This is a genomic window from Rahnella sp. JUb53, from assembly GCF_004346065.1.
In the GTDB taxonomy this organism is placed as follows: Bacteria; Pseudomonadota; Gammaproteobacteria; order Enterobacterales; family Enterobacteriaceae; genus Rahnella; species Rahnella variigena.
In genome coordinates, this window is the sequence record NZ_SLYT01000008.1 from 202,336 (window position 1) to 224,846 (window position 22,511).

Annotated in this window: 21 protein-coding genes; 11 read left to right on the forward strand and 10 right to left on the reverse strand. The window is 51.0% G+C overall.

What is annotated here, in order from left to right; genetic code table 11:
• Positions 1–240: 240 nt before the first annotated feature.
• Positions 241–1,032, forward strand: a complete 792-nt coding sequence (locus tag EC840_RS18730) for a YopT-type cysteine protease domain-containing protein (protein WP_132966580.1) — start codon at positions 241–243, stop codon at positions 1,030–1,032.
• 413 nt (positions 1,033–1,445) lie between these two features.
• A complete protein-coding gene (locus tag EC840_RS18735) occupies positions 1,446–2,234 on the forward strand; it encodes a YopT-type cysteine protease domain-containing protein (RefSeq protein WP_129637774.1) in 789 nt (262 codons plus the stop codon).
• 73 nt (positions 2,235–2,307) lie between these two features.
• Here the strand turns inward: EC840_RS18735 and ibpB are convergent, their stop codons facing one another.
• Positions 2,308–2,742 (reverse strand): small heat shock chaperone IbpB, encoded by a 435-nt coding sequence (ibpB, locus tag EC840_RS18740; protein WP_112287227.1) that lies wholly within the window; start codon positions 2,740–2,742, stop codon positions 2,308–2,310.
• A gap of 169 nt (positions 2,743–2,911) precedes the next feature.
• Positions 2,912–3,322 carry a small heat shock chaperone IbpA gene (gene ibpA, locus EC840_RS18745; protein WP_112287226.1) on the reverse strand — a complete coding sequence of 137 codons (411 nt, stop codon included), beginning with the start codon at positions 3,320–3,322 and terminating at the stop codon, positions 2,912–2,914.
• Between the two features lie 381 nt (positions 3,323–3,703).
• On the opposite strand from ibpA, the gene EC840_RS18750 reads away from it, so the two are divergent.
• Entirely contained in the window at positions 3,704–4,081 is a 378-nt protein-coding gene (locus tag EC840_RS18750) for a YceK/YidQ family lipoprotein (RefSeq protein ID WP_113876947.1), read from the forward strand.
• Positions 4,082–4,143: 62 nt separating this feature from the next.
• Here the strand turns inward: EC840_RS18750 and EC840_RS18755 are convergent, their stop codons facing one another.
• The 6 genes from EC840_RS18755 to dnaA all read right to left on the reverse strand — a co-directional run bounded on the left by EC840_RS18755 (position 4,144) and on the right by dnaA (position 12,553).
• Positions 4,144–5,406 (reverse strand): DUF3748 domain-containing protein, encoded by a 1,263-nt coding sequence (locus EC840_RS18755; RefSeq protein WP_132966582.1) that lies wholly within the window; start codon positions 5,404–5,406, stop codon positions 4,144–4,146.
• A gap of 25 nt (positions 5,407–5,431) precedes the next feature.
• A complete protein-coding gene (gene yidA / locus EC840_RS18760; RefSeq protein WP_132966584.1) occupies positions 5,432–6,247 on the reverse strand; it encodes a sugar-phosphatase in 816 nt (271 codons plus the stop codon).
• 155 nt (positions 6,248–6,402) lie between these two features.
• Entirely contained in the window at positions 6,403–8,817 is a 2,415-nt protein-coding gene (gene gyrB, locus EC840_RS18765) for a DNA topoisomerase (ATP-hydrolyzing) subunit B (protein WP_112287223.1), read from the reverse strand.
• 19 nt (positions 8,818–8,836) lie between these two features.
• Positions 8,837–9,925: a DNA replication/repair protein RecF gene (gene recF, locus EC840_RS18770; RefSeq protein ID WP_113876820.1), complete on the reverse strand. Its 1,089-nt coding sequence runs from the start codon at positions 9,923–9,925 to the stop codon at positions 8,837–8,839.
• A 131-nt stretch (positions 9,926–10,056) separates the two neighbouring features.
• Positions 10,057–11,157 (reverse strand): DNA polymerase III subunit beta, encoded by a 1,101-nt coding sequence (gene dnaN, locus EC840_RS18775; RefSeq protein ID WP_132966586.1) that lies wholly within the window; start codon positions 11,155–11,157, stop codon positions 10,057–10,059.
• A 4-nt stretch (positions 11,158–11,161) separates the two neighbouring features.
• On the reverse strand, positions 11,162–12,553 hold the full coding sequence (dnaA, locus tag EC840_RS18780; RefSeq protein ID WP_112287221.1) for a chromosomal replication initiator protein DnaA: 1,392 nt from the start codon (positions 12,551–12,553) through the stop codon (positions 11,162–11,164).
• Positions 12,554–13,248: 695 nt separating this feature from the next.
• On the opposite strand from dnaA, the gene rpmH reads away from it, so the two are divergent.
• The 5 genes from rpmH (at position 13,249) to mnmE (ending at position 17,102) form a co-directional block, all read left to right on the forward strand.
• On the forward strand, positions 13,249–13,389 hold the full coding sequence (rpmH, locus tag EC840_RS18790; RefSeq protein ID WP_009637487.1) for a 50S ribosomal protein L34: 141 nt from the start codon (positions 13,249–13,251) through the stop codon (positions 13,387–13,389).
• Positions 13,390–13,407: 18 nt separating this feature from the next.
• Positions 13,408–13,767, forward strand: coding sequence for a ribonuclease P protein component (gene rnpA / locus EC840_RS18795; RefSeq protein ID WP_071823635.1), 360 nt, complete (start codon positions 13,408–13,410; stop codon positions 13,765–13,767).
• Complete coding sequence (gene yidD, locus EC840_RS18800; RefSeq protein WP_112287219.1) at positions 13,731–13,988, forward strand: membrane protein insertion efficiency factor YidD; 258 nt, start codon at positions 13,731–13,733, stop codon at positions 13,986–13,988. Before rnpA ends, yidD begins: the two co-directional genes overlap by 37 nt.
• Before the next feature lie 2 nt (positions 13,989–13,990).
• Complete coding sequence (yidC, locus tag EC840_RS18805; protein WP_129637777.1) at positions 13,991–15,625, forward strand: membrane protein insertase YidC; 1,635 nt, start codon at positions 13,991–13,993, stop codon at positions 15,623–15,625.
• 112 nt (positions 15,626–15,737) lie between these two features.
• Entirely contained in the window at positions 15,738–17,102 is a 1,365-nt protein-coding gene (gene mnmE, locus EC840_RS18810) for a tRNA uridine-5-carboxymethylaminomethyl(34) synthesis GTPase MnmE (RefSeq protein WP_132966588.1), read from the forward strand.
• A gap of 71 nt (positions 17,103–17,173) precedes the next feature.
• Here the strand turns inward: mnmE and EC840_RS18815 are convergent, their stop codons facing one another.
• Positions 17,174–17,773 (reverse strand): short chain dehydrogenase, encoded by a 600-nt coding sequence (locus tag EC840_RS18815; RefSeq protein ID WP_132966590.1) that lies wholly within the window; start codon positions 17,771–17,773, stop codon positions 17,174–17,176.
• A gap of 101 nt (positions 17,774–17,874) precedes the next feature.
• Here EC840_RS18815 and EC840_RS18820 point away from each other — a divergent pair, with 101 nt between their 5' ends.
• Positions 17,875–18,762 carry a LysR family transcriptional regulator gene (locus EC840_RS18820; protein WP_132966592.1) on the forward strand — a complete coding sequence of 296 codons (888 nt, stop codon included), beginning with the start codon at positions 17,875–17,877 and terminating at the stop codon, positions 18,760–18,762.
• Between the two features lie 75 nt (positions 18,763–18,837).
• On the opposite strand, the gene EC840_RS18825 is transcribed toward EC840_RS18820, so the two are convergent.
• A complete protein-coding gene (locus EC840_RS18825) occupies positions 18,838–20,733 on the reverse strand; it encodes a methyl-accepting chemotaxis protein (protein ID WP_132966594.1) in 1,896 nt (631 codons plus the stop codon).
• Between the two features lie 323 nt (positions 20,734–21,056).
• Between EC840_RS18825 and EC840_RS18830 the strand changes: the two genes are divergently transcribed.
• Together EC840_RS18830 and EC840_RS18835 are read left to right on the forward strand one after the other, a co-directional pair.
• A complete protein-coding gene (locus EC840_RS18830) occupies positions 21,057–21,782 on the forward strand; it encodes a hypothetical protein (protein ID WP_112287214.1) in 726 nt (241 codons plus the stop codon).
• Between the two features lie 91 nt (positions 21,783–21,873).
• Positions 21,874–22,443: an NADPH-dependent FMN reductase gene (locus tag EC840_RS18835; protein ID WP_113876814.1), complete on the forward strand. Its 570-nt coding sequence runs from the start codon at positions 21,874–21,876 to the stop codon at positions 22,441–22,443.
• Positions 22,444–22,511 lie beyond the last annotated feature (68 nt).

Consider the following 22,511-nt stretch of genomic DNA (forward strand, 5'->3'; position numbering starts at 1 on the left):
TTACCCCACCTCTTTCTAATACACGCCTCATTTATTATTTCCTGATAACAAAAAATTTATTGCAGCCCTGGAATTATTTTTCTTCTTAAAACCATTGATTAATGAGATAAAAAAGTCAAATAAACAAAAACTTAATTGAACTTTAAGTATATTAATATAAAAAACCTGTAGTGTATAAATCAATCTTTTAATGTGATTTGTTCTCACGCCTCAATCTCAAACCATATAAAAATCATATTTATGTTCAAGAAATTATCAAACTTTATATCCAGAACAGATGGCGAGAGCCATAGTTTCAGTCAGGCTCAATATGCGCAGAAAAATAACTGGATGAGCAATAATCCAAGAAATCTGCCCGGTGCCTGGATTGGCAGTTTTACTGATCCGAGGACTAACCAAACAATGTATGGCTTACAGGGAGCATGCCTTGGGTTATCCGCCGCTTATCTGATCAAAGGACAGAACTGGAGCACGTTTAAACAATATCTGGATACCCCGGAATGCCACAGACTCACGCTTGGCATTATGAACTATCAGGAACAATATGGTGATGTAATACAGGCACAAAACCGGGCAGCGGCGCTTGCAAAAATGCAAATCCATGTGAAACAGAATAAATCATTATTTAGCCGGTTTACTCATAAAAAAAAGGCAGAAGCGCCAAAAAATATAACCTACCTCTCTTCCTCAGAGGCCTTCAATCACATTGTAAAAGTTCAAGGTGGGATTAACTTTATCGATATAGTGCGTTTAAAACCCATTGAAAATACCATGGAAAGAATAGATGTTCTGATGGCACATATTGCTTCTAACTTTAAATACAGAATAAACATGCACCGTCCTGGTGGCGGACATGCTGTGGCTATTACAACCGGAAGGAAAAGGATAAAATTCTTCGATCCTAATCAGGGAGAGTTTTCGTATCCCGATACGGCGGAAGGACGTGAATACTTTAAGGTCGCTCTGGCTTTACTCTTAGAAGACCGTTATCCAAGGTATAAAGAATTGTCAATTTCCCGTTATACCTGCTAAAGAGAATAATTTTCTTTCTGTACCTTGTAAAACAGTGCCTTCTGAAACGAAGCACTAACAGAATAAACCTTGTTCAGCATGATATTCCAGAGTAGGTTTTCGGTGCTAATCAGGATTTTGTGTTTTCAACGCCTGGCATAAGCATTTCACATTAGCCAGCTCCTGACAATCTGCGGGAAATTTCAGTTCAGGGAAGGAATCGTAATAAATTGATATTATAAATTGTATTATTAAGAAAAATATCATAACCACATTTGTAATTTATATAGACAAAACAAGACATTAAGAAAATCACATCACTATAGGCATATCCTTAATTTATCATTAAGCACTTCGCTTATGAAAAAACCTTAGTATGAAACCCTACTTTTCGTAAGACTTCATTCATAAATTAACTCTTAGAAAAATTACCCATGCCTATAGAAAATAAATTAGCGCTATTTGCCTCTCAAACTCATGGTCAATACTCTCCTTTTGATCAAGATGCCTATATGCGGAAAAATCACTGGGTAAGCGATAACCCCAGAAACCTGGCAGGAGCCTGGATTGGTAGCTTCCGACTTCCGTGGATGAATAAAGAATTATATGGTTTACGAGGTGTGTGCCTTGGCCTGTCTGCGGCCTATCTGGTTAAAGGACATAACTGGAGCACATTCAAACAATATCTTGATTCCCCTGAGTGCCATCGGCTCACACTGGGCATCATGAATTATCAGGAACAATATGGTGAGATCAGTCTGGCGAGAAAGGTTGCGGCTGAACAGGCAAAATCCCAGGCAACGGCACAAAATGGCGCATCAGCAGTCAGCAATACCAAAAAGATAGCTGTACCCAAACAGATAGAATACGTCACTACTGCCGATGCTATTAAGTTGTTGGTAAAGGTTCAGGGAAATATTAACTTTATCAGCAGAATTGAACTGTCACCGGTTGAAGACGTTGAGGAAAGAATAGAAGCCTTAATGAAACAGATTGATTCGAACTTTGGCTACCAGTTAAGCATCAGAGGCGGGGGCAGCGGACATTCAGTAAGTCTCACCACCGGGCAAAAAAGGATAAAGTTTTTTGATTCTAATTTCGGTGAAATATCCTACCCCGACACAGAAGTCGGGCGGGAGTCTTTTAAATCTTATCTTTGCTTTATATTTAATGAGGTTTATAAGAAATTCAACATAATAATTATCTCTCGTTTTACTTACTGATTAAGATAATACTCCCCTCGTCATACGCTGTTTTATGTTCCCCCTTACCGGGGGAACATAAACAGATCACGTCTTAAGCCGACGTATTTTCCAGCGCAGGTTTTTCAGTACCAATCGCAATTTTCTGCGGCTGCAACGCTTCCGGAACATCTCGTACCAGACTGATATGCAGCAGGCCATTGGTAAATTCAGCTGCCGATACGTGCATATGCTCTGCCAGAGTAAAGCTCAGGGTGAAAGGCTTGATCACTAATCCCTGATGCAGATATTCCACTTTTGTTTCCGGCTGAGCAGGCGTACCGCTGACGGTTAAACGCGGCCCTTCGACCTCAATATTCAGCTCGCTCTGCTGGAAACCGGCCAGCGCCAGTGAAATGCGATAATGATTGTCGTCAGACTTTTCAATATTGTAAGGAGGAAAAGCCTGATCCGCGCCCTGCATTGAACTGGCTAACTTATCGAAACCAATCCACTGACGCAGTAATGGGGAAATATCGTAATTACGCATGGTATAACTCCTTCTTAGAAGCGAGATTTAACATTCCGTCATCCTGTCTGGATATGACGGCGCAGCTCCCTGACGGCGAGCCTAAACTTTTTCATTTTCTGGCGGTCAATAACGATGGCCGCCTGTGACTTAGTGCCGGTACTTATTGCCGACACTTATTGCCGACAAATCAGCGGATTTCGATACGCCGCGGTTTGGACGTTTCAGGAACGATGCGTTCCAGATCGATATACAGCAAACCGTTCGACAAATTGGCGGCTTTTATTTGGATATGTTCCGCCAGCTGGAATTTGCGTTCGAAATTACGTTCAGCGATGCCCTGATATAAATAAGTGCGGTCGGTTTCAGTCGGTGCATGTGCGCCTTTCACCACCAGCATGTTGTCATGGGCCGTGATGTCCAGCTCTGACTCGGCAAAACCTGCGACCGCGATAGCAATCCGGTAATGGTTTTCGTCAACCAGCTCGACATTATATGGGGGATAGCCGCCACCCTGATTCTGACCCGATTCGATAAGATTAAATAAACGGTCAAAACCAATGGCAGAACGGTATAACGGGGATAAATCAAAATTACGCATGCCCACTTCTCCTGATATTCAGCGAGTATTTTTAAATAGCCTTCCATTCGGACAGGCCAGCGTCGCAGTGATGACAGGAGAACCCTTCCGGCGTTCCTCCTCCTGCGTCGTACAGTAAAAATGGAGACGAAAGGGATTTTTTCAAGCAGGTAAAAACAAAAAAATTTGGCTGTTGTTTATATGCTGACAGCCAAAATACATGACAGGTCAGGGCGAAAAGCCAGGGTGAGCAGGCAGTTTCCTGCAAGATTTCAAATAGTAATTACACTTAATGGGATCGCAGCCACAGAGCTACAGCTTGCTTTGTTAATTTTTTGTGCTGAGTGGTATAAGTCACTTTGACTTAAAAGCTCAGCCTGACAGCATAAGATGAGTTCTAAAATGATGAAATTTGCACTGACGCCGCTGATGACAGGATGTGTTTTTTTAGCGACGAGCGGTTGTTCCAGCGTGATGAGCCATACCGGGGGAGACACCGGATATTATTCAGGCGCACGTGCTGATGTGAATATGATGAAAAGCGATGATACCAGCTGGGCGATGACGCCTCTGCTGCTCATTGATTTACCGTTCAGCGCCCTGCTGGATACGGTATTACTGCCTTATGATTATTACCGCAGCGGAAAAGTGACGACGCGCGATCGCGTCAGAGCGAGTGAAGAACACAATATTGCGCTGAGCAACGGCGTGGATATTGACCACGTTCCGCCAATGACCACCACCGATCGCGGACATAAGTCTTCGGCGCATAGAAAATAAGCGTAAAAAAACCGGCCAACATGATGAGATCGTTTCAAACCCTGGCCGGTTTACTCTATGAGCTACTGAGCGTCGGTAACAAAAATCTGAGCGAATTCCCCGCACTGGCGCATAAACGCCACTTTGCCGCCATCCGGTGAATACACTACTGCATCGGCGCAAGGCGCAATCTCCGTTCTCTGCGTTAACCGCTGCATTTCTCCGCTTTTAACATCCAGGCGCATCACGCTGTTATCGCAGACCAGCGCCAGCGACTTTCCGTCCGGGCTCCAGTTGAATGCCGACTGAATGCCGTTGTCAGAATGGCTGATCTGCACCGGTTCGCCGCCGTTGGGTGACACCGTCCAGACCTGAACCACATCTTTTTTATCCTTCATCAGAAACGCAATCTGTGCGCCATCCGCTGACGCGCGCAGCCAGTGACGTGGTTGCAGGGCAATACCCTTTTCAGTGAACGTGATACGTCTTTGCTTCACGCCAGACGGTGGCGCAGGCAGCGTTTCCGGCGTGCCTTGCAAAGGTTTTTCACCCGCCTGACGGTAATCCGTATCGTTCTCAGGTAAATCCACCACGAAGATTTCCGGATGCTTTTCGCCATCAGCAGAAAGGGTATCGCCGATAAAGGCCAGCGCCCAGCGCTGCCGGGAACCGTCGGCTTTTACATAGCCTTCCTGCCCGATCCAGCCTTCTTCATAAGCGCGGTTGATATCATTGCTGGCGGGCTGAGGAGCAGGCGTTGTTTCGCTGACCAGTACGCTGTAATGGCTGCCATCGTATTCACGAGAGTGATGCTTTGGTGGCGTAACGGGATAGCCGGAAAGGGCGATACCGACATTGCGCAGGTCGCGAGCCGGATCCAGTTCATGCAAAACATGGTCGTTATAGGTAAAACTCAGACGCGAACCGTCCGGACTGAAAACGTGGACGTGCGTGCCGCCGCGCAGGGCGCCGGCGGTATAAGGCGCGGTGATATCCATCGCATCCAGCGTGACCGCCTTTTCGCACGCGGGGTCAGACACGATAACTCCGCGACGATGGTGAAAATCGTACTGCCAGCTGGCATCCGGATTTTCCGGGCCATGAATAAATGCATAACGCGCGGGAAGGTCGGGGCTGACCGTTACCACACCCACGTGTGCGCCATCTTGCGCCTGATAAACCACTTCCGCTTCACCGGTTTCGACATTCACCCGCTCAATGGTTGAGCCGGTGAAAGAACCGCCATGCGGACGCACGTCGTACACCAGCCACTGGCTGTCCGGCGTCCAGACATTAATGTTAGTCAGCTGATGCCCGCGGGCATCAGAAGTTAATTGTTTTTCCATGGCTGCGAGGTTCCTATCTGCCAACTCAGTTGTTCAGAACAAACTTCTCGACAGCAAATGCCACACCATCTTCGGTGTTGGTTTTGGTGACGAACTGGCTGACAGCTTTCACGCTGTCCAGCGCATTGCCCATCGCGACACCAATTCCGGCGTATTCCAGCATAGCGATGTCATTTTCCTGGTCGCCCAGCGTCATTACACTCTCGCGCGCGATACCCAGTTTTTCCGCCAGCACTTTCACGCCTTCACCTTTATTGACGCGTTTATCCAGAATTTCGAGGAAGTACGGCGAACTTTTCATGATGGTGTAGCGTTCTTTGGCTTCGACCGGAAGCTGACTGATGGCGCGATCCAGCAGTTCAGGATCATCAATCATCATCACTTTCGGGAAGGTCAGTGCCGGATCCATTTCGTCTGCCGGGCAGAATTGCAACGGAATGCCGGTGGTGAAGGATTCATGCACGCTGTATTTGCTGATAAAGCGGTTGGCGGTAAACAGGTCAGTCTTAGTCAGTGCATGGAAATGCACACCCAGCTCGCGCGCCAGCTGTTCAAAGTAGTGATAATCTTCAATCCTGAGGGATACTTCGGCAATCACGCTGCCATCTTTGGCATTATGTACCAGCGCACCGTTGTTGGTGATGCAGTAACAACCGTCCTGCTGCAAATCCAGTTCCATCAGGTAACGCTGCACGCCGACGAACGGGCGGCCGGTCGCCAGAACGATTTGCACACCTTTCGCCCGTGCTTCTGACAACGCTTTTTTAACGGCAGGCGTCACTTCATGCTGCGGATTGAGCAACGTCCCGTCCATATCAATTGCAATTAATTCAATAGCCATAGCATCCTCAGAGTTTAAGAAATCTTCCTCAATGCTATCGCGATTACCCGCTGTAAAGCCAGCCGGAAAGCGGGTTCGCACAGACGAAAAAAAGTCCGAAGCGGTTTCCCGGTTCGGACTCTGTATCAGCTCATACCTTGATCAGATATCGATTATCAGATATCGATGTTGGCAGCTTTCAGCGCGTTCTCTTCGATGAAGGCGCGGCGCGGTTCAACCGCATCGCCCATCAGCGTGGTGAACAACTGGTCAGCGGCAATGGCATCTTTCACGGTCACACGTAACATGCGACGTTGCTCAGGATCCATGGTGGTTTCCCACAGCTGATCAGGGTTCATTTCGCCCAGACCTTTATATCGCTGAATCGACAGACCACGACGGGACTCTTTCACCAGCCATTCCAGCGCCTGTTCGAAGCTGGTCACTGGCTGACGGCGTTCGCCACGTTCGATGTAAGCATCTTCTTCGATCAGGCCGCGCAGCTGTTCGCCCAGCGCACAGATTTTGCGGTATTCGCCGCCCTGAATGAAGTCTGCATCCAGATCGTAATCCGTATCGACACCGTGCGTACGAATACGCAGAACCGGTTCGAACAGCTGATGTTCGCGGTTTTCACGCACGATCGCGCTGTAAGAACTGCCGTGCTGCTCTTTCTCGTTGAGGCGCGCTACCAGCGATTCCATCCAGGCCTGAACTTTCGCCTGATCAGTCAGATCCGCACCCGGCAGGGTTGGCTGATAGATCAGGTTGTTCAGCAGCGCACGCGGATAACGACGTTCCATACGGCCAATCATTTTCTGCACGCTGTGATGTTCAGCCACCAGTTTCTCCAGCGGTTCACCCGCCAGGGCCGGTGCATGGGCGTTGGCGTGTAACGTTGCCCCGTCCATGGCGATGGAAATCTGATACTGATCCATCGCTTCGTCGTCTTTAATATACTGTTCCTGCTTGCCTTTTTTCACTTTGTACAACGGCGGCTGTGCGATGAACACGTGGCCACGTTCTACAATTTCAGGCATCTGACGGTAGAAGAAGGTCAGCAGCAGGGTACGGATGTGTGAACCATCGACGTCGGCATCGGTCATGATGATGATGCTGTGATAGCGCAATTTGTCCGGGTTGTATTCGTCACGGCCAATGCCGCAACCGAGTGCGGTAATCAGCGTGGCCACTTCCTGAGAAGAGAGCATTTTGTCGAAGCGCGCTTTCTCAACGTTGAGGATTTTACCTTTCAACGGCAGAATCGCCTGGTTCTTACGGTTACGGCCTTGTTTCGCAGAGCCGCCCGCTGAGTCCCCTTCCACTAAGTACAGTTCGGAGTGAGCCGGGTCGCGTTCCTGACAGTCCGCCAGTTTGCCGGGCAAGCCAGCCAGGTCCAGCGCGCCTTTACGACGGGTCATTTCACGCGCTTTACGCGCCGCTTCACGGGCACGCGCTGCGTCGATGATTTTACCAACAACGATTTTGGCGTCTGACGGGTTTTCCATCAGGTAATCCACCAGCTTCTCGTTCATCAGCGTTTCAACGGCCGTTTTCACTTCGGAAGAAACCAGTTTGTCTTTGGTCTGAGAAGAGAACTTAGGATCCGGAACCTTCACCGACACCACAGCAATCAGGCCTTCACGGGCATCGTCACCGGTGGCGCTGATTTTAGATTTCTTGCTGTAGCCTTCTTTATCCATGTACGCGTTCAGGGTACGGGTCATCGCCGAACGGAAACCGGCTAAGTGAGTCCCGCCATCGCGCTGTGGAATGTTGTTGGTGAAGCAGTAAATGTTTTCCTGGAAACCATCGTTCCACTGCAACGCCACTTCAACGCCAATGTCATCTTTTACCGTGGAGAAATAGAACACGGTCGGATGGATTGGGGTTTTGTTTTTGTTCAGATATTCCACGAAAGCTTTGATACCGCCTTCATAATGGAAGTGATCGTTTTTACCATCACGCTTGTCCAGCAGGCGGATAGCCACGCCGGAGTTCAGGAATGACAGTTCGCGCAGGCGTTTCGCCAGAATGTCATACTCGAATTCGGTGTGATTGGTGAAGGTGTTGAAGCTTGGCCAGAAACGTACCGTGGTACCGGTCACGTCAGTATCGCCAATCACTTTCAGCGGATCCTGAGGCTCACCGTGCACGTAAGTCTGAGTATGGACTTTGCCTTCGCGGCGGATAACCAGTTCCAATTTTTCCGACAGGGCGTTAACGACGGAAACACCCACGCCATGCAGACCACCGGAAACTTTATACGAGTTATCGTCAAATTTACCGCCGGCATGAAGAACGGTCATGATGACCTGAGCAGCAGAAACGCCCTCTTCTTCATGAATACCGGTCGGAATGCCACGACCATCATCCTGTACGGAAACAGAGTTATCCGCATGGATCGTGACCTGAATCTCTTTACAGTGGCCCGCGAGGGCTTCGTCGATAGCGTTGTCCACAACCTCGAATACCATGTGGTGCAGACCAGTGCCGTCATCGGTATCGCCGATATACATGCCGGGGCGCTTACGCACCGCGTCCAGCCCTTTTAATACCTTGATACTTGAGGAGTCATAAGAATTCGACATCAACGTTTCTCGCTCATTTTTAGTCCTGTGATAGAACGGCTATTTTACCTTGTTCCACGCGGAACATCTTGCCCTTTTCACCCATCATGTCGGTCACTTGCTCAGCGCTTATCGCACTGACAAAAACCTGTGCCTGGGTGGCTTTCAGGCGATCGGCCAGCAACCGACGTCGGTCGGCGTCCAGCTCGGAGGCAAAATCGTCAAGAAGATACAGGCAACGCCGCCCGCTCTGTCGGGTGAGAAACTCACCCTGCGCCAGTCTCAGCGCACACATCAGTAGCTTCAGCTGTCCACGGGACAGTAAATCTTCCACCGGCGTGCCGTCGGCACGAATGCGGAAATCCGCTTTATGCGGGCCTGATGCGGTATAGGTTAAGGCTCTGTCGCGCTCAAAATTACGCTCCAGCAACTCGCCGTACTCAGTTTCCTTGTCCCATCCACGCTGGAAAGAAAAACTGAGGGCGAATTCAGGCAGGAATTGTGCGCAGGTCGCGCTGATATCAGCCGCGATCGCGTCGCTGTACGCTGCCCGCCATTCGCTAATACGCTCGGCTAACGGGATCAGTTCCTGATCCCAGGCACGAATTTGCGCATAACGACTCACCTGGCGCAGCGCGGCGTTGCGCTGCTTGAGTAACCGTCGCAGGTTGCTCCAGGCGATAAAAAAACCGGGGTCGTGATGAAAACAACCCCAGTCAATAAATGCCCGTCGGTACTTCGGCCCGCCGTTGAGCAGGGTGAAACCTTCGGGTGTGATCAGTTGCATTGGCAGCATTTGTGCCAGTTCAGACACTTTATGACCGTCAGTGCCATCAATGCGCACTTTGCTGTCGCCCTGGCGGCTTTTGCTCAGGCCAATCGACAACTCACGATCGCCGCCGTCATCTACACGGGCGTGAAGAACAAACTCCGGCTGATCGTGACGGATAACGCGTCCGGCCTGCAAACTGCGAAAAGCGCGGCCATGCCCCAGCGTATAGACCGCTTCGAGCACGCTGGTTTTACCGCTGCCATTGGGACCGACCAGAAAGTTAAAACCGGGCGACGGATCTAAATCCGCCGCCTCGATGTTGCGGAAATCTTTTATCAGTAAGCGCGTTAAGGCCATCTAAACCAATTCCAGGGCGTCTTCGTCGCGGTCAGTTTGCGTGCGGACAGCGCACAACAAGCGGAGCGTACTCAAGTACGTGAGCATTGCGAGCACTGCCCAATCGCAAAATGACAAGTAAGATAGCCCGATCAGAGCCTCATTGGCATAACGACGTACGCGGCCGACTGGCTCGCAGCGTCTTCGATCTGCACGCTGGAAACAGAGTCTGTCAGCAGCAGATTAACGTCTTCGCACTTGAGCGCATTCAGCACATCGAGCACGTAACTGACGTTAAAGCCGATTTCCATTTCGGTGCCTTCGTAGCCGACATCCAGAATTTCTTCTGCTTCTTCCTGTTCAGGGTTATTCGCGGTGATTTTCAGCTGGTTATGGCTGACATACAAACGCACGCCACGGAATTTTTCATTGGACAGGATGGCTGCACGGGCAAATGCCTGTTTCAGCAAATCGCACCCGGCCTGCAGCGTTTTGTCCGGATTTTTCGGCAATACGCGGCGATAGTCAGGGAAACGACCGTCAACCAGTTTGGACGTAAAGATAAAGTCGCCGACGTGAGCACGGATATTGTTGCTGCCGATTTGCAGCTGCAATGTGGTGTCACCGCCGTCAAGCAGACGCACCAGTTCCATCACGCCTTTACGCGGCACGATGACTGAATGCGAAGGCAGAGACTGGCCGATTGGCATAGAACATACGGCCAGACGGTGACCGTCGGTCGCAACAGTACGCAATTCTTCACCTTCGGTTTCGAACAGCATGCCGTTTAAATAATAACGAACGTCCTGATGCGCCATAGAAAACTGCGTGGCTTCGATCAGACGTTTCAACGTGGCCTGCTGCAGGGTGAATTCTACTTCGCTTTGCCAGTCGTCAAGATTAGGGAAATCTGTCGCCGGTAAGGTCGACAGCGAGAAACGGCTGCGGCCTGATTTTACCAGCATGCGGTCGCCGTCGAGTGCGACGGAAATTTCCGCGCCTTCGGGCAATCCACGGCAGATATCAAAGAATTTACGCGCCGGTACCGTGGTGGCACCCGCTTCATGTGGCTGAGACAGCGCGACTTTCGCCACCATCTCCATTTCCAAATCCGTCCCGGTCAGCGACAACGCGCCATCCGTCACCTGTAATAACAGGTTACCCAGAATAGGCAACGTCGGTCGTCCACCCAGCGGGCTACTGACCTGTTGCAGTGGTTTCAGCAAATGCTCACGTTCAACAATAAATTTCATAGCGCTAGGAAGATAATGTTCTGATTAAGTTGGAGAAATCTTCTTTGATGTCGTGACTTTCTTCACGCAACTGCTCGATTTTACGGCAGGCGTGCAACACCGTGGTATGGTCCCGACCACCGAACGCATCGCCGATTTCTGGCAGGCTGTGGTTGGTCAGCTCTTTCGCCAGCGCCATCGCCATCTGGCGTGGGCGGGCTACCGAACGGGAGCGCCGTTTGGAAAGCAGGTCAGCGACCTTGATTTTATAATATTCGGCCACTGTTTTCTGAATATTATCGATAGTGACCAGCTTCTCCTGAAGCGCTAACAAATCGCGCAACGCTTCACGAACGAAGTCGATGGTAATCGCACGGCCGGTAAAGTTGGCATTGGCGATCACACGGTTCAGTGCGCCTTCAAGCTCACGCACATTAGAACGCAGACGTTTAGCAATAAAGAAGGCGACTTCGCCTGGCAGACGGATATCGTTCTCGTCGGCCTTTTTCATCAGGATCGCCACGCGGGTTTCTAATTCTGGCGGTTCGATCGCCACCGTCAGCCCCCAGCCGAAACGCGATTTCAGACGATCTTCAACACCGTTGATCTCTTTTGGATAACGATCCGAGGTCAGGATGATCTGCTGATTGCCTTCCAGCAGGGCATTAAAGGTGTGGAAGAACTCTTCCTGGGAACGTTCTTTATTAGCAAAGAATTGGATGTCATCGATGAGCAACGCATCGACAGAACGGTAGTAACGTTTGAACTCTTCAATGGCATTGTTTTGCAGGGCTTTTACCATGTCCTGCACAAAGCGCTCGGAGTGCATGTACACCACTTTGGCATTGGCTTTACGCGCCATGATGCCGTTACCGACCGCATGCAATAAGTGGGTTTTACCCAGACCGGTGCCACCATAAAGGAAGAGCGGGTTGTAGGCGCCGCCCGGATTGTCCGCCACCTGACGCGCCGCCGCGCGGGCCAGCTGGTTAGACTTACCTTCTACAAAGTTATCAAAAGTGTGTTTTGGATTGACGTTCGAGCGGTATGAAAGCTCGGGCTGAACAGGCGAACTGTCCCAGCTCGGACGTGAAGGCGCCAGACGCGGAATAGCGGGCGCAGTCTGAGAACTGACGCTGGCCGCAACGGGTTGACTGACGCGCTGAATCATGGGTTTGCTGCCGACTTCAAAACGCAGCAACGGCGCATCCGCCCCGCAGAAATCGTTGAGCAAGCCGTTAATATTGTTTAAGTATTTGTCACGAACCCAATCAAGGACAAAACGATTCGGGGCGTAAAGCGCCAGCGTATTGTCGTTGAGTTCCGCCTGCAGGGGGCGTATCCACATACTGAATTCTGTGGCAGGTAGTTCATCCTGCAAACGGGCAAGACATTGCTGCCAAAGCGAAAGTGACACGGCGGACTCCACTCGAACAAGTATCAAAAAAGAAAAGGATCAGGATATTTTTTAAATCATGATTTTTGGCACACGTCCCGCCTGCCTGTATAAGGGGATGGGGGAAATTTCTCTCACCACCCTGTCAGTGGCGTAAAGTCACGTGCGAACCGCTTTTTACGGTTTGTGTCGAAAGCTACCCAGCCGGGATCGCGATCGGAATGGCGGATCATAACGCAATCCGACACAGAGATCCTCCCCTTCCTGACAGTTTAGATCCTTTTTATCCACAGGCAGCGGTCGGCAAGTGGGTAAGCTTAGCCGATCCTTTTTAAAATAGGCGATGTAATCATCACTGTGGTGAAAAAATAGGAGTCCGCTGAGCTAAATTTCATCGCATTGCGAGAAAGATCTCCGCCCTGTGGATAAGGATCAGGCGAGGATCCTTGCGATTTACGGCAGAGTCCGTATAATCTTCAGCCCTACGTGTGAAGCCTGTGTTCCTGATGGTCATAACCAGATGGATATTGCGGTGTGACCACGGGCAATTCTGGTAAACACTTGAACCATTTCTGGCAATGTAAATTGACTCAGGACTGTACAGTTATTACAATCCCGCTTCTTTATATGTTGCGACAAAGGCACCGGTCTTTTTTTTGCCGAAATGTCTTCGCGTTTACTGATCAGTAATAATTTAAGTTTAGGTAGAAATCGCCATGAAACGCACTTTCCAACCGTCCGTATTGAAGCGCAACCGTAGCCACGGCTTCCGTGCTCGTATGGCCACAAAAAATGGTCGTCAGGTTCTGGCTCGCCGTCGTGCGAAAGGCCGTACCCGTCTGTCAGCTTCTAAGTAATAAAAGCTAACCTATTTAGTGGTTAAGCTCGCTTTTCCCAGGGAGTTACGTTTGTTAACTCCCCGTCATTTCACTTTCGTCTTCCAGCAGCCACAACGGGCTGGCACGCCGCAAATCACTATACTCGGCCGCCTGAACGAGCTGGGGCATCCCCGCATCGGTCTCACCGTCGCAAAAAAACACGTCAAACGCGCACATGAACGCAATCGGATTAAACGCCTAACCCGCGAAAGTTTCCGGTTGAATCAGCATACGCTGCCGTCGATGGATTTTGTGGTGGTCGCCAAGAAGGGTGTCGCCGATTTAGATAATCGCGCGCTGACGGAAGCGTTGGAGAAATTATGGCGTCGACATTGCCGACAGGCTCCCGCATCCTGATAAAGCTGATACGTGGTTATCAGTTATTCATCAGTCCGTTGCTCGGGCCACATTGCCGCTTTCGACCAACCTGCTCTCAATACGGTATTGAAGCAATTGGTCGTTTTGGCATGTTAAAAGGCAGTTGGTTGACTTTGAAACGCGTATTAAAATGCCATCCTTTGAACCCAGGTGGTGATGACCCCGTACCGCCGAAAACCGACAATAACAGAGAACTCTAACGATGGATTCGCAACGCAATCTTTTCCTCATCGCTCTGCTGTTCGTGTCTTTCATGATCTGGCAGGCATGGCAAACGGACCACGCTCCGCAACCGGCCAACCAGACCACGCAACAGACTGCGAACACTGCAAACGGTGATGCTGCTAACCAGGCTGTTCCTGGTAGCGGACAGGGCAAATTAATTACAGTTAACAGTGATGTGCTGTCATTAACAATCAACACCCGTGGTGGCGACATTGAGCAGGCTCTGCTGAAGGCTTACCCGACGACTTTGGGCTCTGACCAGCCTTTCCAGTTACTGGAAACCACTCCTAATTTCATCTATCAGGCACAAAGCGGTCTGACAGGTAAAAACGGTCCTGATAATCCGGCTAACGGTGAACGTCCTCTGTTCCAGACCAGCTCGGATACCTTCACGATGTCTGAAGGCCAGTCTGAACTGCGCATTCCGATGACTTACACGGCGGCAAACGGTGCGATTTACACCAAAACCTTCGTGATCAAACGTGGCTCTTACGCGGTGAGTGTTGAATACAATATCAACAACACCACAGCAGCTCCACTTGAACTGACTCTGTTCGGTCAGCTGAAACAAACCACCGAATTGCCTAAGCACCGTGACACCGGCAGCAATAACTTTGCTCTGCACACGTTCCGCGGCGCGGCATACTCCTCAAGTGATGACAAATATCAGAAGTACGCGTTCGATAAGAGCGAAGTGCTGAATGTCACCACTCAGGGCGGTTGGGTTGCGATGCTGCAGCAGTACTTTGCGACTGCATGGATCCCGTCAGCGAAAGACACCAATACTTTCTTTACCAGCACCAACAACGGCATTTCTTCGATTGGTTTCAAAGGCACGCCGTTTACCGTTGCACCAGGCGCACAACAACAAGTGGCTTCCACTCTGTGGGTTGGCCCGGAAATTCAGGACAAGATGGCGGCAATCGCGCCTCACCTTGATCTGACTGTTGACTACGGTTGGTTATGGTTCATCTCTCAGCCACTGTTCAAACTGTTGAAATTCATTCAAGGGTTCGTCGGTAACTGGGGCTTCTCGATCATCGTAATCACCTTTATTGTCCGCGGTATCATGTATCCACTGACCCGCGCTCAGTACACGTCGATGGCGAAAATGCGTATGCTGCAGCCAAAACTGGCCGCCATGCGTGAACGTATCGGTGATGACAAACAGCGCATGAGTCAGGAAATGATGGCGCTGTATAAGTCTGAGAAAGTGAACCCGCTGGGTGGTTGTCTGCCGCTGGTTATTCAGATGCCAATCTTCCTGGCACTGTATTACATGCTGTCTGGTTCCATTGAATTGCGCCACGCGCCATTCATCCTGTGGATCCATGACCTGTCAGCGCAAGACCCGTACTACATCCTGCCGGTTCTGATGGGTATCACGATGTTCTTCATTCAGAAGATGTCGCCGACCACCGTCACTGACCCAATGCAGCAGAAGATCATGACCTTCATGCCGGTCATCTTCACCGTGTTCTTCCTGTGGTTCCCGTCCGGTCTGGTGGTGTATTACATCGTCAGTAACCTGGTAACCATTCTCCAGCAGCAGCTGATTTATCGCGGGCTGGAAAAACGTGGCCTGCACAGCCGCGACAAGAAAAAATCATAAGTGAATGTCAGGGCGGCTTTCGTCCTGACCGCTAAACTTGATGATAAAAGACAAAGGCGGTCATTTGACCGCCTTTTGCATATCCGTAAAAAGACCAACAGAGATCATTGCTATGAGCACCTCAGATACCATTATTGCCCAGGCAACCCCACCCGGCCGCGGTGGTGTGGGCATTTTGCGCATTTCCGGCCGTGCGGCGCGTGATGTGGCACAGGCTGTCTTAGGTAAACTGCCCAAGCCGCGTTATGCCGATTATCTGCCGTTTCAGGATGCAGACGGCAGCACGCTGGATCAGGGCATCGCGCTGTGGTTTCCGGGCCCGAACTCTTTCACCGGTGAAGACGTGCTTGAGCTGCAAGGCCACGGCGGCCCTGTGATCCTGGATTTGCTGCTTAAACGCATTATCGCGCTGGAAAACGTGCGCATTGCGCGTCCGGGCGAATTCTCTGAGCGTGCTTTCCTCAACGATAAGCTCGATCTGGCACAGGCAGAGGCGATTGCCGATCTTATCGACGCCAGTTCCGAGCAAGCCGCACGTTCTGCGGTTAACTCCTTACAGGGCGCATTCTCTCACCGTATTCATCATCTGGTGGAAGCACTCACTCACCTGCGGATCTTTGTTGAAGCCGCTATCGACTTCCCGGATGAAGAGATCGACTTCCTGTCTGACGGCAAAATCGAAGCCAAACTCAATACAGTGATGGGCGATCTGGATGCGGTACGTGCTGAAGCACGTCAGGGCAGCTTGCTGCGCGAAGGGATGAAAGTGGTGATTGCCGGGCGTCCGAACGCCGGTAAATCCAGCCTGCTGAACGCACTGGCCGGTCGTGAAGCGGCGATCGTTACCGATATCGCGGGCACTACGCGTGACGTTTTGCGCGAACACATCCACCTCGACGGTATGCCGCTGCATATCATCGACACCGCAGGTTTACGAGAAGCCAGCGATGAAGTTGAGCGCATTGGTATCGAACGTGCATGGAATGAGATCGAACAGGCTGACTTAGTGCTGTTTATGGTTGATGGCACGACAACCGCTGCGACCGAGCCAGCGGAAATCTGGCCAGAGTTTATGGCCCGCCTGCCAGCGTCTTTACCGATTGTCGTTGTGCGCAATAAAGCCGATATCACCGGCGAAGCACTGGGGCAAACAGAAGTGAATGGTCACTCACTTATTCGCCTTTCCGCCCGTACCGGCGATGGCGTTGATCTGCTGCGTGACCATCTGAAACAGGTCATGGGCTTTAATCACAATATGGAAGGTGGATTCCTCGCCCGTCGCCGTCATCTGCACGCACTGGAAGACGCCGCACAGCATCTGGTTCAGGGTAAAGACCATCTGCTTGGCGCCCGGGCCGGTGAATTACTGGCAGAAGAACTGCGCATGGCGCAGCAGTCACTGAGCGAAATTACCGGCGAATTCACGTCGGATGACTTGCTGGGGCGCATCTTCTCCAGCTTCTGTATCGGTAAGTAATCCGACATTCGCATCAAACAAAACCCACATTGCAAAATGTGGGTTTTTTATTGTATTCAAAGTATTACAGCTTACCAGACTTTATAAACGCGTCCGGTCTGCGCGCCTTCCACGCTGCGGCGATACGCTTTCGCCACCCGTGCTGCCGGAGCGGCTTCAAAGCCCGGGAAGAACGGGCCGTAAGCTTTCAGCGACTCTTCTACTACGGTCGGGCTGACCACGTTGATGCGGATGCCGCGTGGCAGTTCAATCGCCGCACCACGGACAAAACCTTCCACGGCCGCATTAACCGTGGTGGCGTTTGCGCCCTGACGGATAGGTTCATCAGCAATAATCCCGCTTGTCAGCGTGACGGAGCCGCCATCATTCAGGAATGACTGACCGATCAGCGCAATACGTACCTGCCCGAGCAGTTTGTTCTGTAAACCAGTATTGAATTGTTCTGCGGTCATTTCAGTCAGCGGGCCAAAGTGCAGGCTGCCGGTAGTGGCGATAATCGCATCGACTTTCCCGGTACTTTTGAAAAGCGCTTTTACGCTGTTTTCATCGGTGATATCGACCTGAAATTCACCGCGCGTCTTGCCTGCAGTGATAATTTCATGTTCTGCGCCGAATTCCCGGATCACCGCTTTACCCAATGTACCCGTCCCGCCAATCACTAGAATTTTCATCACAGCTTCCTCAACGTTGTTTTGTTGGATCATCTTTCACCAAACTTAGAGTTAGATATAGACTCGTATTATTCGTTCTGTACTAACTCAGGGTTTGTAATGTGGATAAGCTGCGGAATATTGAAGTCTTTGTCAGCGTAGTAGAATCCGGAAATTTCAGCACTGCGGCGGAAAAACTGGGGATTTCGGCGGTGATGGTCGGTAAACATATTCAGCAACTGGAAAAACATCTCAATGCCCGCCTGTTGCAGCGCACCACGCGCAGGCAAAGCCTGACCGATGCCGGTGAAGTGTTTTATGAAAACGGCAAACGGGTGCTGGAGCAGATGAAATTCACGGAAAACGCGATGGAAAGCCTGCAAAGTGTGCCGACCGGATTGCTGCGGGTCAGCGCGCCGGTATCCCTTGGCTCGAGCGTTATAGCGCCGATGCTGGCCCGTTATCTGCAAACACACCCGAAAGTGAATGTGGAGCTGATACTGAGTAACGCGAGGGTGGATTTGATCGGCGAAGGTTTTGATGCAGCAATTCGTATTGGCGAAATCGGCGACGACCGTCTGGTGGCGAAGCCTCTGAAGCCTTATGAAATGGTGATCTGCGCGTCTCCAGGCTATTTGCAGCAGTTCGGCACGCCCGCGACGCCTGAAGACCTGAAAACGCACCCATGTCTGGTGCATACCGTCTGGAATCAGAGCGAAGGCTGGCATCTGGCGAATACAGAACGCACCACGTCAGCGTGGCCGGTTAACAGCCGCTATGTGTCCAACGACGGTCATGCGCTGCGTGCTGCGGCACTGGAGGGCGCCGGTTTGCTGTTGCAGCCCAAAGTCCTGCTGGCGGAGGATATCGCCAGCGGCAAGCTGATCCCGGTGCTGGAGTCTTTTATCCCGAAGCCCCGGGTGGTGCATCTGGTTTATCTGCCTGATTTCAGGCCACGAGCCAAACTGACCAGCCTGATTAACTTCATGACGGAAAACGACTTTTACTGAGTATGGCGTAAAACAAAAAGCGGTAAGTGATCGCTCACTTACCGCTCAACGCTAAACACTTTTCATCAGACGTAATTAAAGCTTAAAGCCCGCAACCACGGTTTCCAGCTGAACGGTCTGATCCTGCATCGCCTGCGCAGCGGCAGAAACCTGTTCGACCAGCGCGGCGTTCTGCTGCGTGGCGTTATCCAGCTGCGTAATAGCCACGTTAACCTGCTCAATGCCCAGACTTTGCTCCTGACTGGAAGACATAATTTCGTTCATCAGTGTCGCCACGTTGTTCACGCCGCCCATGACTTCATCCATTGTCGTCCCCGCCGTTGCCACCAGATTGCTGCCGGTGGAAATATCCGCCACAGAATCTTCAATCAGCTTTTTGATTTCACGCGCAGAGGTCGCCGAGCGTTGCGCCAGACTGCGCACTTCGGAGGCCACCACGGCAAAACCGCGCCCCTGTTCACCGGCACGTGCTGCTTCTACCGCCGCATTCAGCGCCAGAATGTTGGTCTGGAAAGCGATGCCGTCAATAACACTGATGATATCGACAATTTTGTGGGAGGAACGGGTGATCGACCCCATCGTTTCTACCACCTGCTTCACCACTTCCGAACCTTTTTCCGCGACTGCCGATGCGTCACGCGCCAGCTGGTTAGCGCCCTCCGCATTGGCTGCGTTTTGCTTAACGGTGCTGGTCAGCTGTTCCATTGAGGCTGCCGTTTCGACAATAGAACTGGCCTGTTCTTCAGTTCGCGCAGACAAGTCCAGGTTACCGCTGGCAATCTGGCGCGAAGCTGAAGTGATCGCCAGACTGCTGTCACCAACCTGACGCAGAATGGATTGCAGGAAAGACAGGAAGCTGTTGAAGCTCTGGTTGATCTGATTGAACTCAGGGCTGCGGCTGTCCGGTAAGCGTCGGGTTAAATCCGCGCCGCCCGCTGAAAGCTGAGCGATATTTTTATTCAGTGCGGCAAGCTGGCGCATAAACACTTTAATCGCCGCAATCAGCACAATCAGCAGCAGTAAGACCATCGGGATTTGTACCAGCCCGAGACTCGTCAGAATGCTATGGCTGCGCGCCAGCAACTGACTGGTCGGCATATCGGTCGCGATATACCACGGGCCCTGAATGTTACTCATGAACATCGTATGCGACGTACCATCGTTGTCGTAATCCGCCACCAGAGAGGATTGATCGTTAATCTGGTCGAGGCTTTTGCGGATCTGCATCGCCAGCGGAGAGGCTTCGCCCAGCGACGCCAGTTTCGGCAGCTTTTCATCCGTGGAATGGCTGGTACCAACGATGGTGCCGTCTTTCTCCACAATATAAATTGTCGCGTGAACCTTTTTCTCCATTTCCGTCACCAGCTGGTTAAAGAAGCCCAGCGTCACGTCGATAGTGGCAACGCCCCACTGTTTGTCGCCTTTATAAATCGGCATCGCACAGTTGGTGCGTGGCTGGGTGCTGGCGTCATCGAAATAGGCCGGAGCCCAGACGCACTGCCCCTTTTCACCTTTGGAGGCGGCGAGATACCAGGACTGATCGAAATAGTTCGGCGATTCTGCGCTGTTCCAGAAAGTATTCACCGTCAGCTGATTATTACTGTTTCGGGCAAAGAAGGTGCTGAATTTGATTTTTGCCGGATCGCGCTGGTTCGGCAACGGCCAGATACCGCCACCAAACACGGCAGCATCACCGTACTGATCAACCAGAGCAGGCAGCAGCCGGTCGATACTGTCGCTGTCCATTTGTGCGACGGTCTGGGTGATGGTGCGTACCTGAGACTCAACTTTATTCAGGCGATCGTTAATGGCGACGGCCACATCATCCACCTGGTTAGCCACCAGATTACTTTCGGTTTGTTTCAGCTGAGGAGCAATAAAGACCTGGATCACGATAAGCGTAACGATGACCAGCACAATAAAAAACAAGCTGATCAATGTGATAAAGCGGGATTGCGTTGTTTTTAACATTTTAGGGTACTCACAGGCGAAGCAGCGAGATCGCTGCTTAACTAGTAACGGCATTTTCTGACGTTTCTTTATGTTGCTATAGTAGATATATCTGGCACCCGGATCGTATGAGTGAAAATCCAGAACATCATTCCGATGAGATTTCTTCTCAACTGGCGATTAAAACTGTGATTTGTTTCACTTTATGGTGATGAAAATCTGTCTGAAAAGTGAATGAAGTGTGCGCCACTGCGAGTTTTAAGCGGTTTTTAATGATTTCTCTTAATGTTATTCTTTAGAACAATTGAGAAAATACGGTCGAACCATTAATCATGGAGTGAACAATGGCGTGCCATTTTGCAAGATGGGCAATGACGGATGCAGAACCGGATACACACCGGTTGCCCAAAGAGATCGTATTATTCGCAAAACACCTTTCCGAAAAACAGCGCAAGCGTTTCTTAAACGGCCGCGTGCTTCTGGCAGAAATGATTTTCTACCTGTACGGAATTGCTGAACTTCCTAACGTGATCACCTTACCCAGCGGTCGTCCGAGTTTCGAATCCCTTGATCTCCCTGATTTCAGCCTGGCGTATGCCGGTAGCACTGTCGGTGTCTTAATCAGCAGTGAAGGGAAAGTCGGTCTGGATCTCGAAATCATTCATGCCCGCAGTGCGCTGGTGAATCCGCAACAGCAGTTACAGCTTTCTGCGGTGGAGAAAACCTGGATTGCCATGCAATCCGATCCTGTGGAATCCTCGCTGCAACTGTGGTGTATCCGCCAGAGCATGCTGAAGATGTCCGGCCTCAACGATCAGGGTCCGCTGACGCTCAGCCTGAATCCGGCTTCTGGCCGTTTGCGGTCTGCCGTGACACCGGAGGCGCAGGTAATGAGTGATATTGAAGGGTCGATAACCTGGTCATGCGCGCAATCTCCCTCGATAATCCGGTTGCAGTGCTGGCGCTATGAACCCGAAAACGGTTTCACCCGCACACAAACACTTTCCACAGATCAGCAGTCCGAATCACCGCACTTTATGAAATTCATCAGCCTGCCGCCTGCTAAATAAAACTTCACTTATGTTTACGCTCGTCGACCCGTTTTTCGTTTATGGTTACAGGCAGTTCCTTTCGTAAAATCATCCATAACAGGAGTTAGCCATGTCAGTTACACCACTGAAGTTTGTCACACTGTTAGGTAGTCTTCGTAAAGCGTCATACAACGGCATGGTGGCGCGTACATTGCCGAATGTCGCCCCTGAGGGCATCGTGATTGAAGCATTACCTTCGATCGGTGCCATTCCACTCTATGATGCAGATATTCAGCAGGAAGAAGGCTTTCCGGCGGATGTTGAAGCGATTGCGGAACAAATCCGTCAGGCGGATGGCGTCATTATCGTCACGCCGGAATATAACTATTCCGTACCGGGTGGCCTGAAAAATGCCATCGACTGGATTTCACGTTTGCCAAACCAGCCGCTGGCCGGAAAGCCCGTGCTGATCCAAACCAGCTCAATGGGGCCGGTCGGTGGCGCACGCTGCCAGTATCACCTGCGCCAGATCCTGGTTTTCCTTGATGCCATGGTCATGAACAAACCTGAATTTATGGGTGGCGTCATTCAGAGCAAAGTGGATGAGCAGACAGGCGAAGTGGTTGATCAGGGGACACTGGATTTCCTGCGCGGCCAGCTGACGGCATTTGCCGACTATACCCGCCGCGTCAGCAAATAATTCCGGTCATCAGAAATGCAAACAGCCCGCAAATACGGGCTGTTTTTTTATCGGCGTTAAGCAGACGT

Coding starts and splice junctions, on each gene's coding strand:
- ibpA (WP_112287226.1), bottom strand. CDS start 3,322: ATGCGTAATTTTGATTTATCCCCGTTATACCGTTCTGCCATTGGTTTT.
- yidC (WP_129637777.1), top strand. CDS start 13,991: ATGGATTCGCAACGCAATCTTTTCCTCATCGCTCTGCTGTTCGTGTCT.
- EC840_RS18815 (WP_132966590.1), bottom strand. CDS start 17,773: ATGAAAATTCTAGTGATTGGCGGGACGGGTACATTGGGTAAAGCGGTG.
- yidA (WP_132966584.1), bottom strand. CDS start 6,247: ATGGCTATTGAATTAATTGCAATTGATATGGACGGGACGTTGCTCAAT.
- ibpB (WP_112287227.1), bottom strand. CDS start 2,742: ATGCGTAATTACGATATTTCCCCATTACTGCGTCAGTGGATTGGTTTC.
- EC840_RS18730 (WP_132966580.1), top strand. CDS start 241: ATGTTCAAGAAATTATCAAACTTTATATCCAGAACAGATGGCGAGAGC.
- dnaN (WP_132966586.1), bottom strand. CDS start 11,157: ATGAAATTTATTGTTGAACGTGAGCATTTGCTGAAACCACTGCAACAG.
- EC840_RS18825 (WP_132966594.1), bottom strand. CDS start 20,733: ATGTTAAAAACAACGCAATCCCGCTTTATCACATTGATCAGCTTGTTT.
- yidD (WP_112287219.1), top strand. CDS start 13,731: ATGGCGTCGACATTGCCGACAGGCTCCCGCATCCTGATAAAGCTGATA.
- recF (WP_113876820.1), bottom strand. CDS start 9,925: ATGGCCTTAACGCGCTTACTGATAAAAGATTTCCGCAACATCGAGGCG.
- gyrB (WP_112287223.1), bottom strand. CDS start 8,817: ATGTCGAATTCTTATGACTCCTCAAGTATCAAGGTATTAAAAGGGCTG.
- EC840_RS18830 (WP_112287214.1), top strand. CDS start 21,057: ATGGCGTGCCATTTTGCAAGATGGGCAATGACGGATGCAGAACCGGAT.
- rpmH (WP_009637487.1), top strand. CDS start 13,249: ATGAAACGCACTTTCCAACCGTCCGTATTGAAGCGCAACCGTAGCCAC.
- EC840_RS18750 (WP_113876947.1), top strand. CDS start 3,704: ATGATGAAATTTGCACTGACGCCGCTGATGACAGGATGTGTTTTTTTA.
- mnmE (WP_132966588.1), top strand. CDS start 15,738: ATGAGCACCTCAGATACCATTATTGCCCAGGCAACCCCACCCGGCCGC.
- EC840_RS18835 (WP_113876814.1), top strand. CDS start 21,874: ATGTCAGTTACACCACTGAAGTTTGTCACACTGTTAGGTAGTCTTCGT.
- EC840_RS18735 (WP_129637774.1), top strand. CDS start 1,446: ATGCCTATAGAAAATAAATTAGCGCTATTTGCCTCTCAAACTCATGGT.
- EC840_RS18755 (WP_132966582.1), bottom strand. CDS start 5,406: ATGGAAAAACAATTAACTTCTGATGCCCGCGGGCATCAGCTGACTAAC.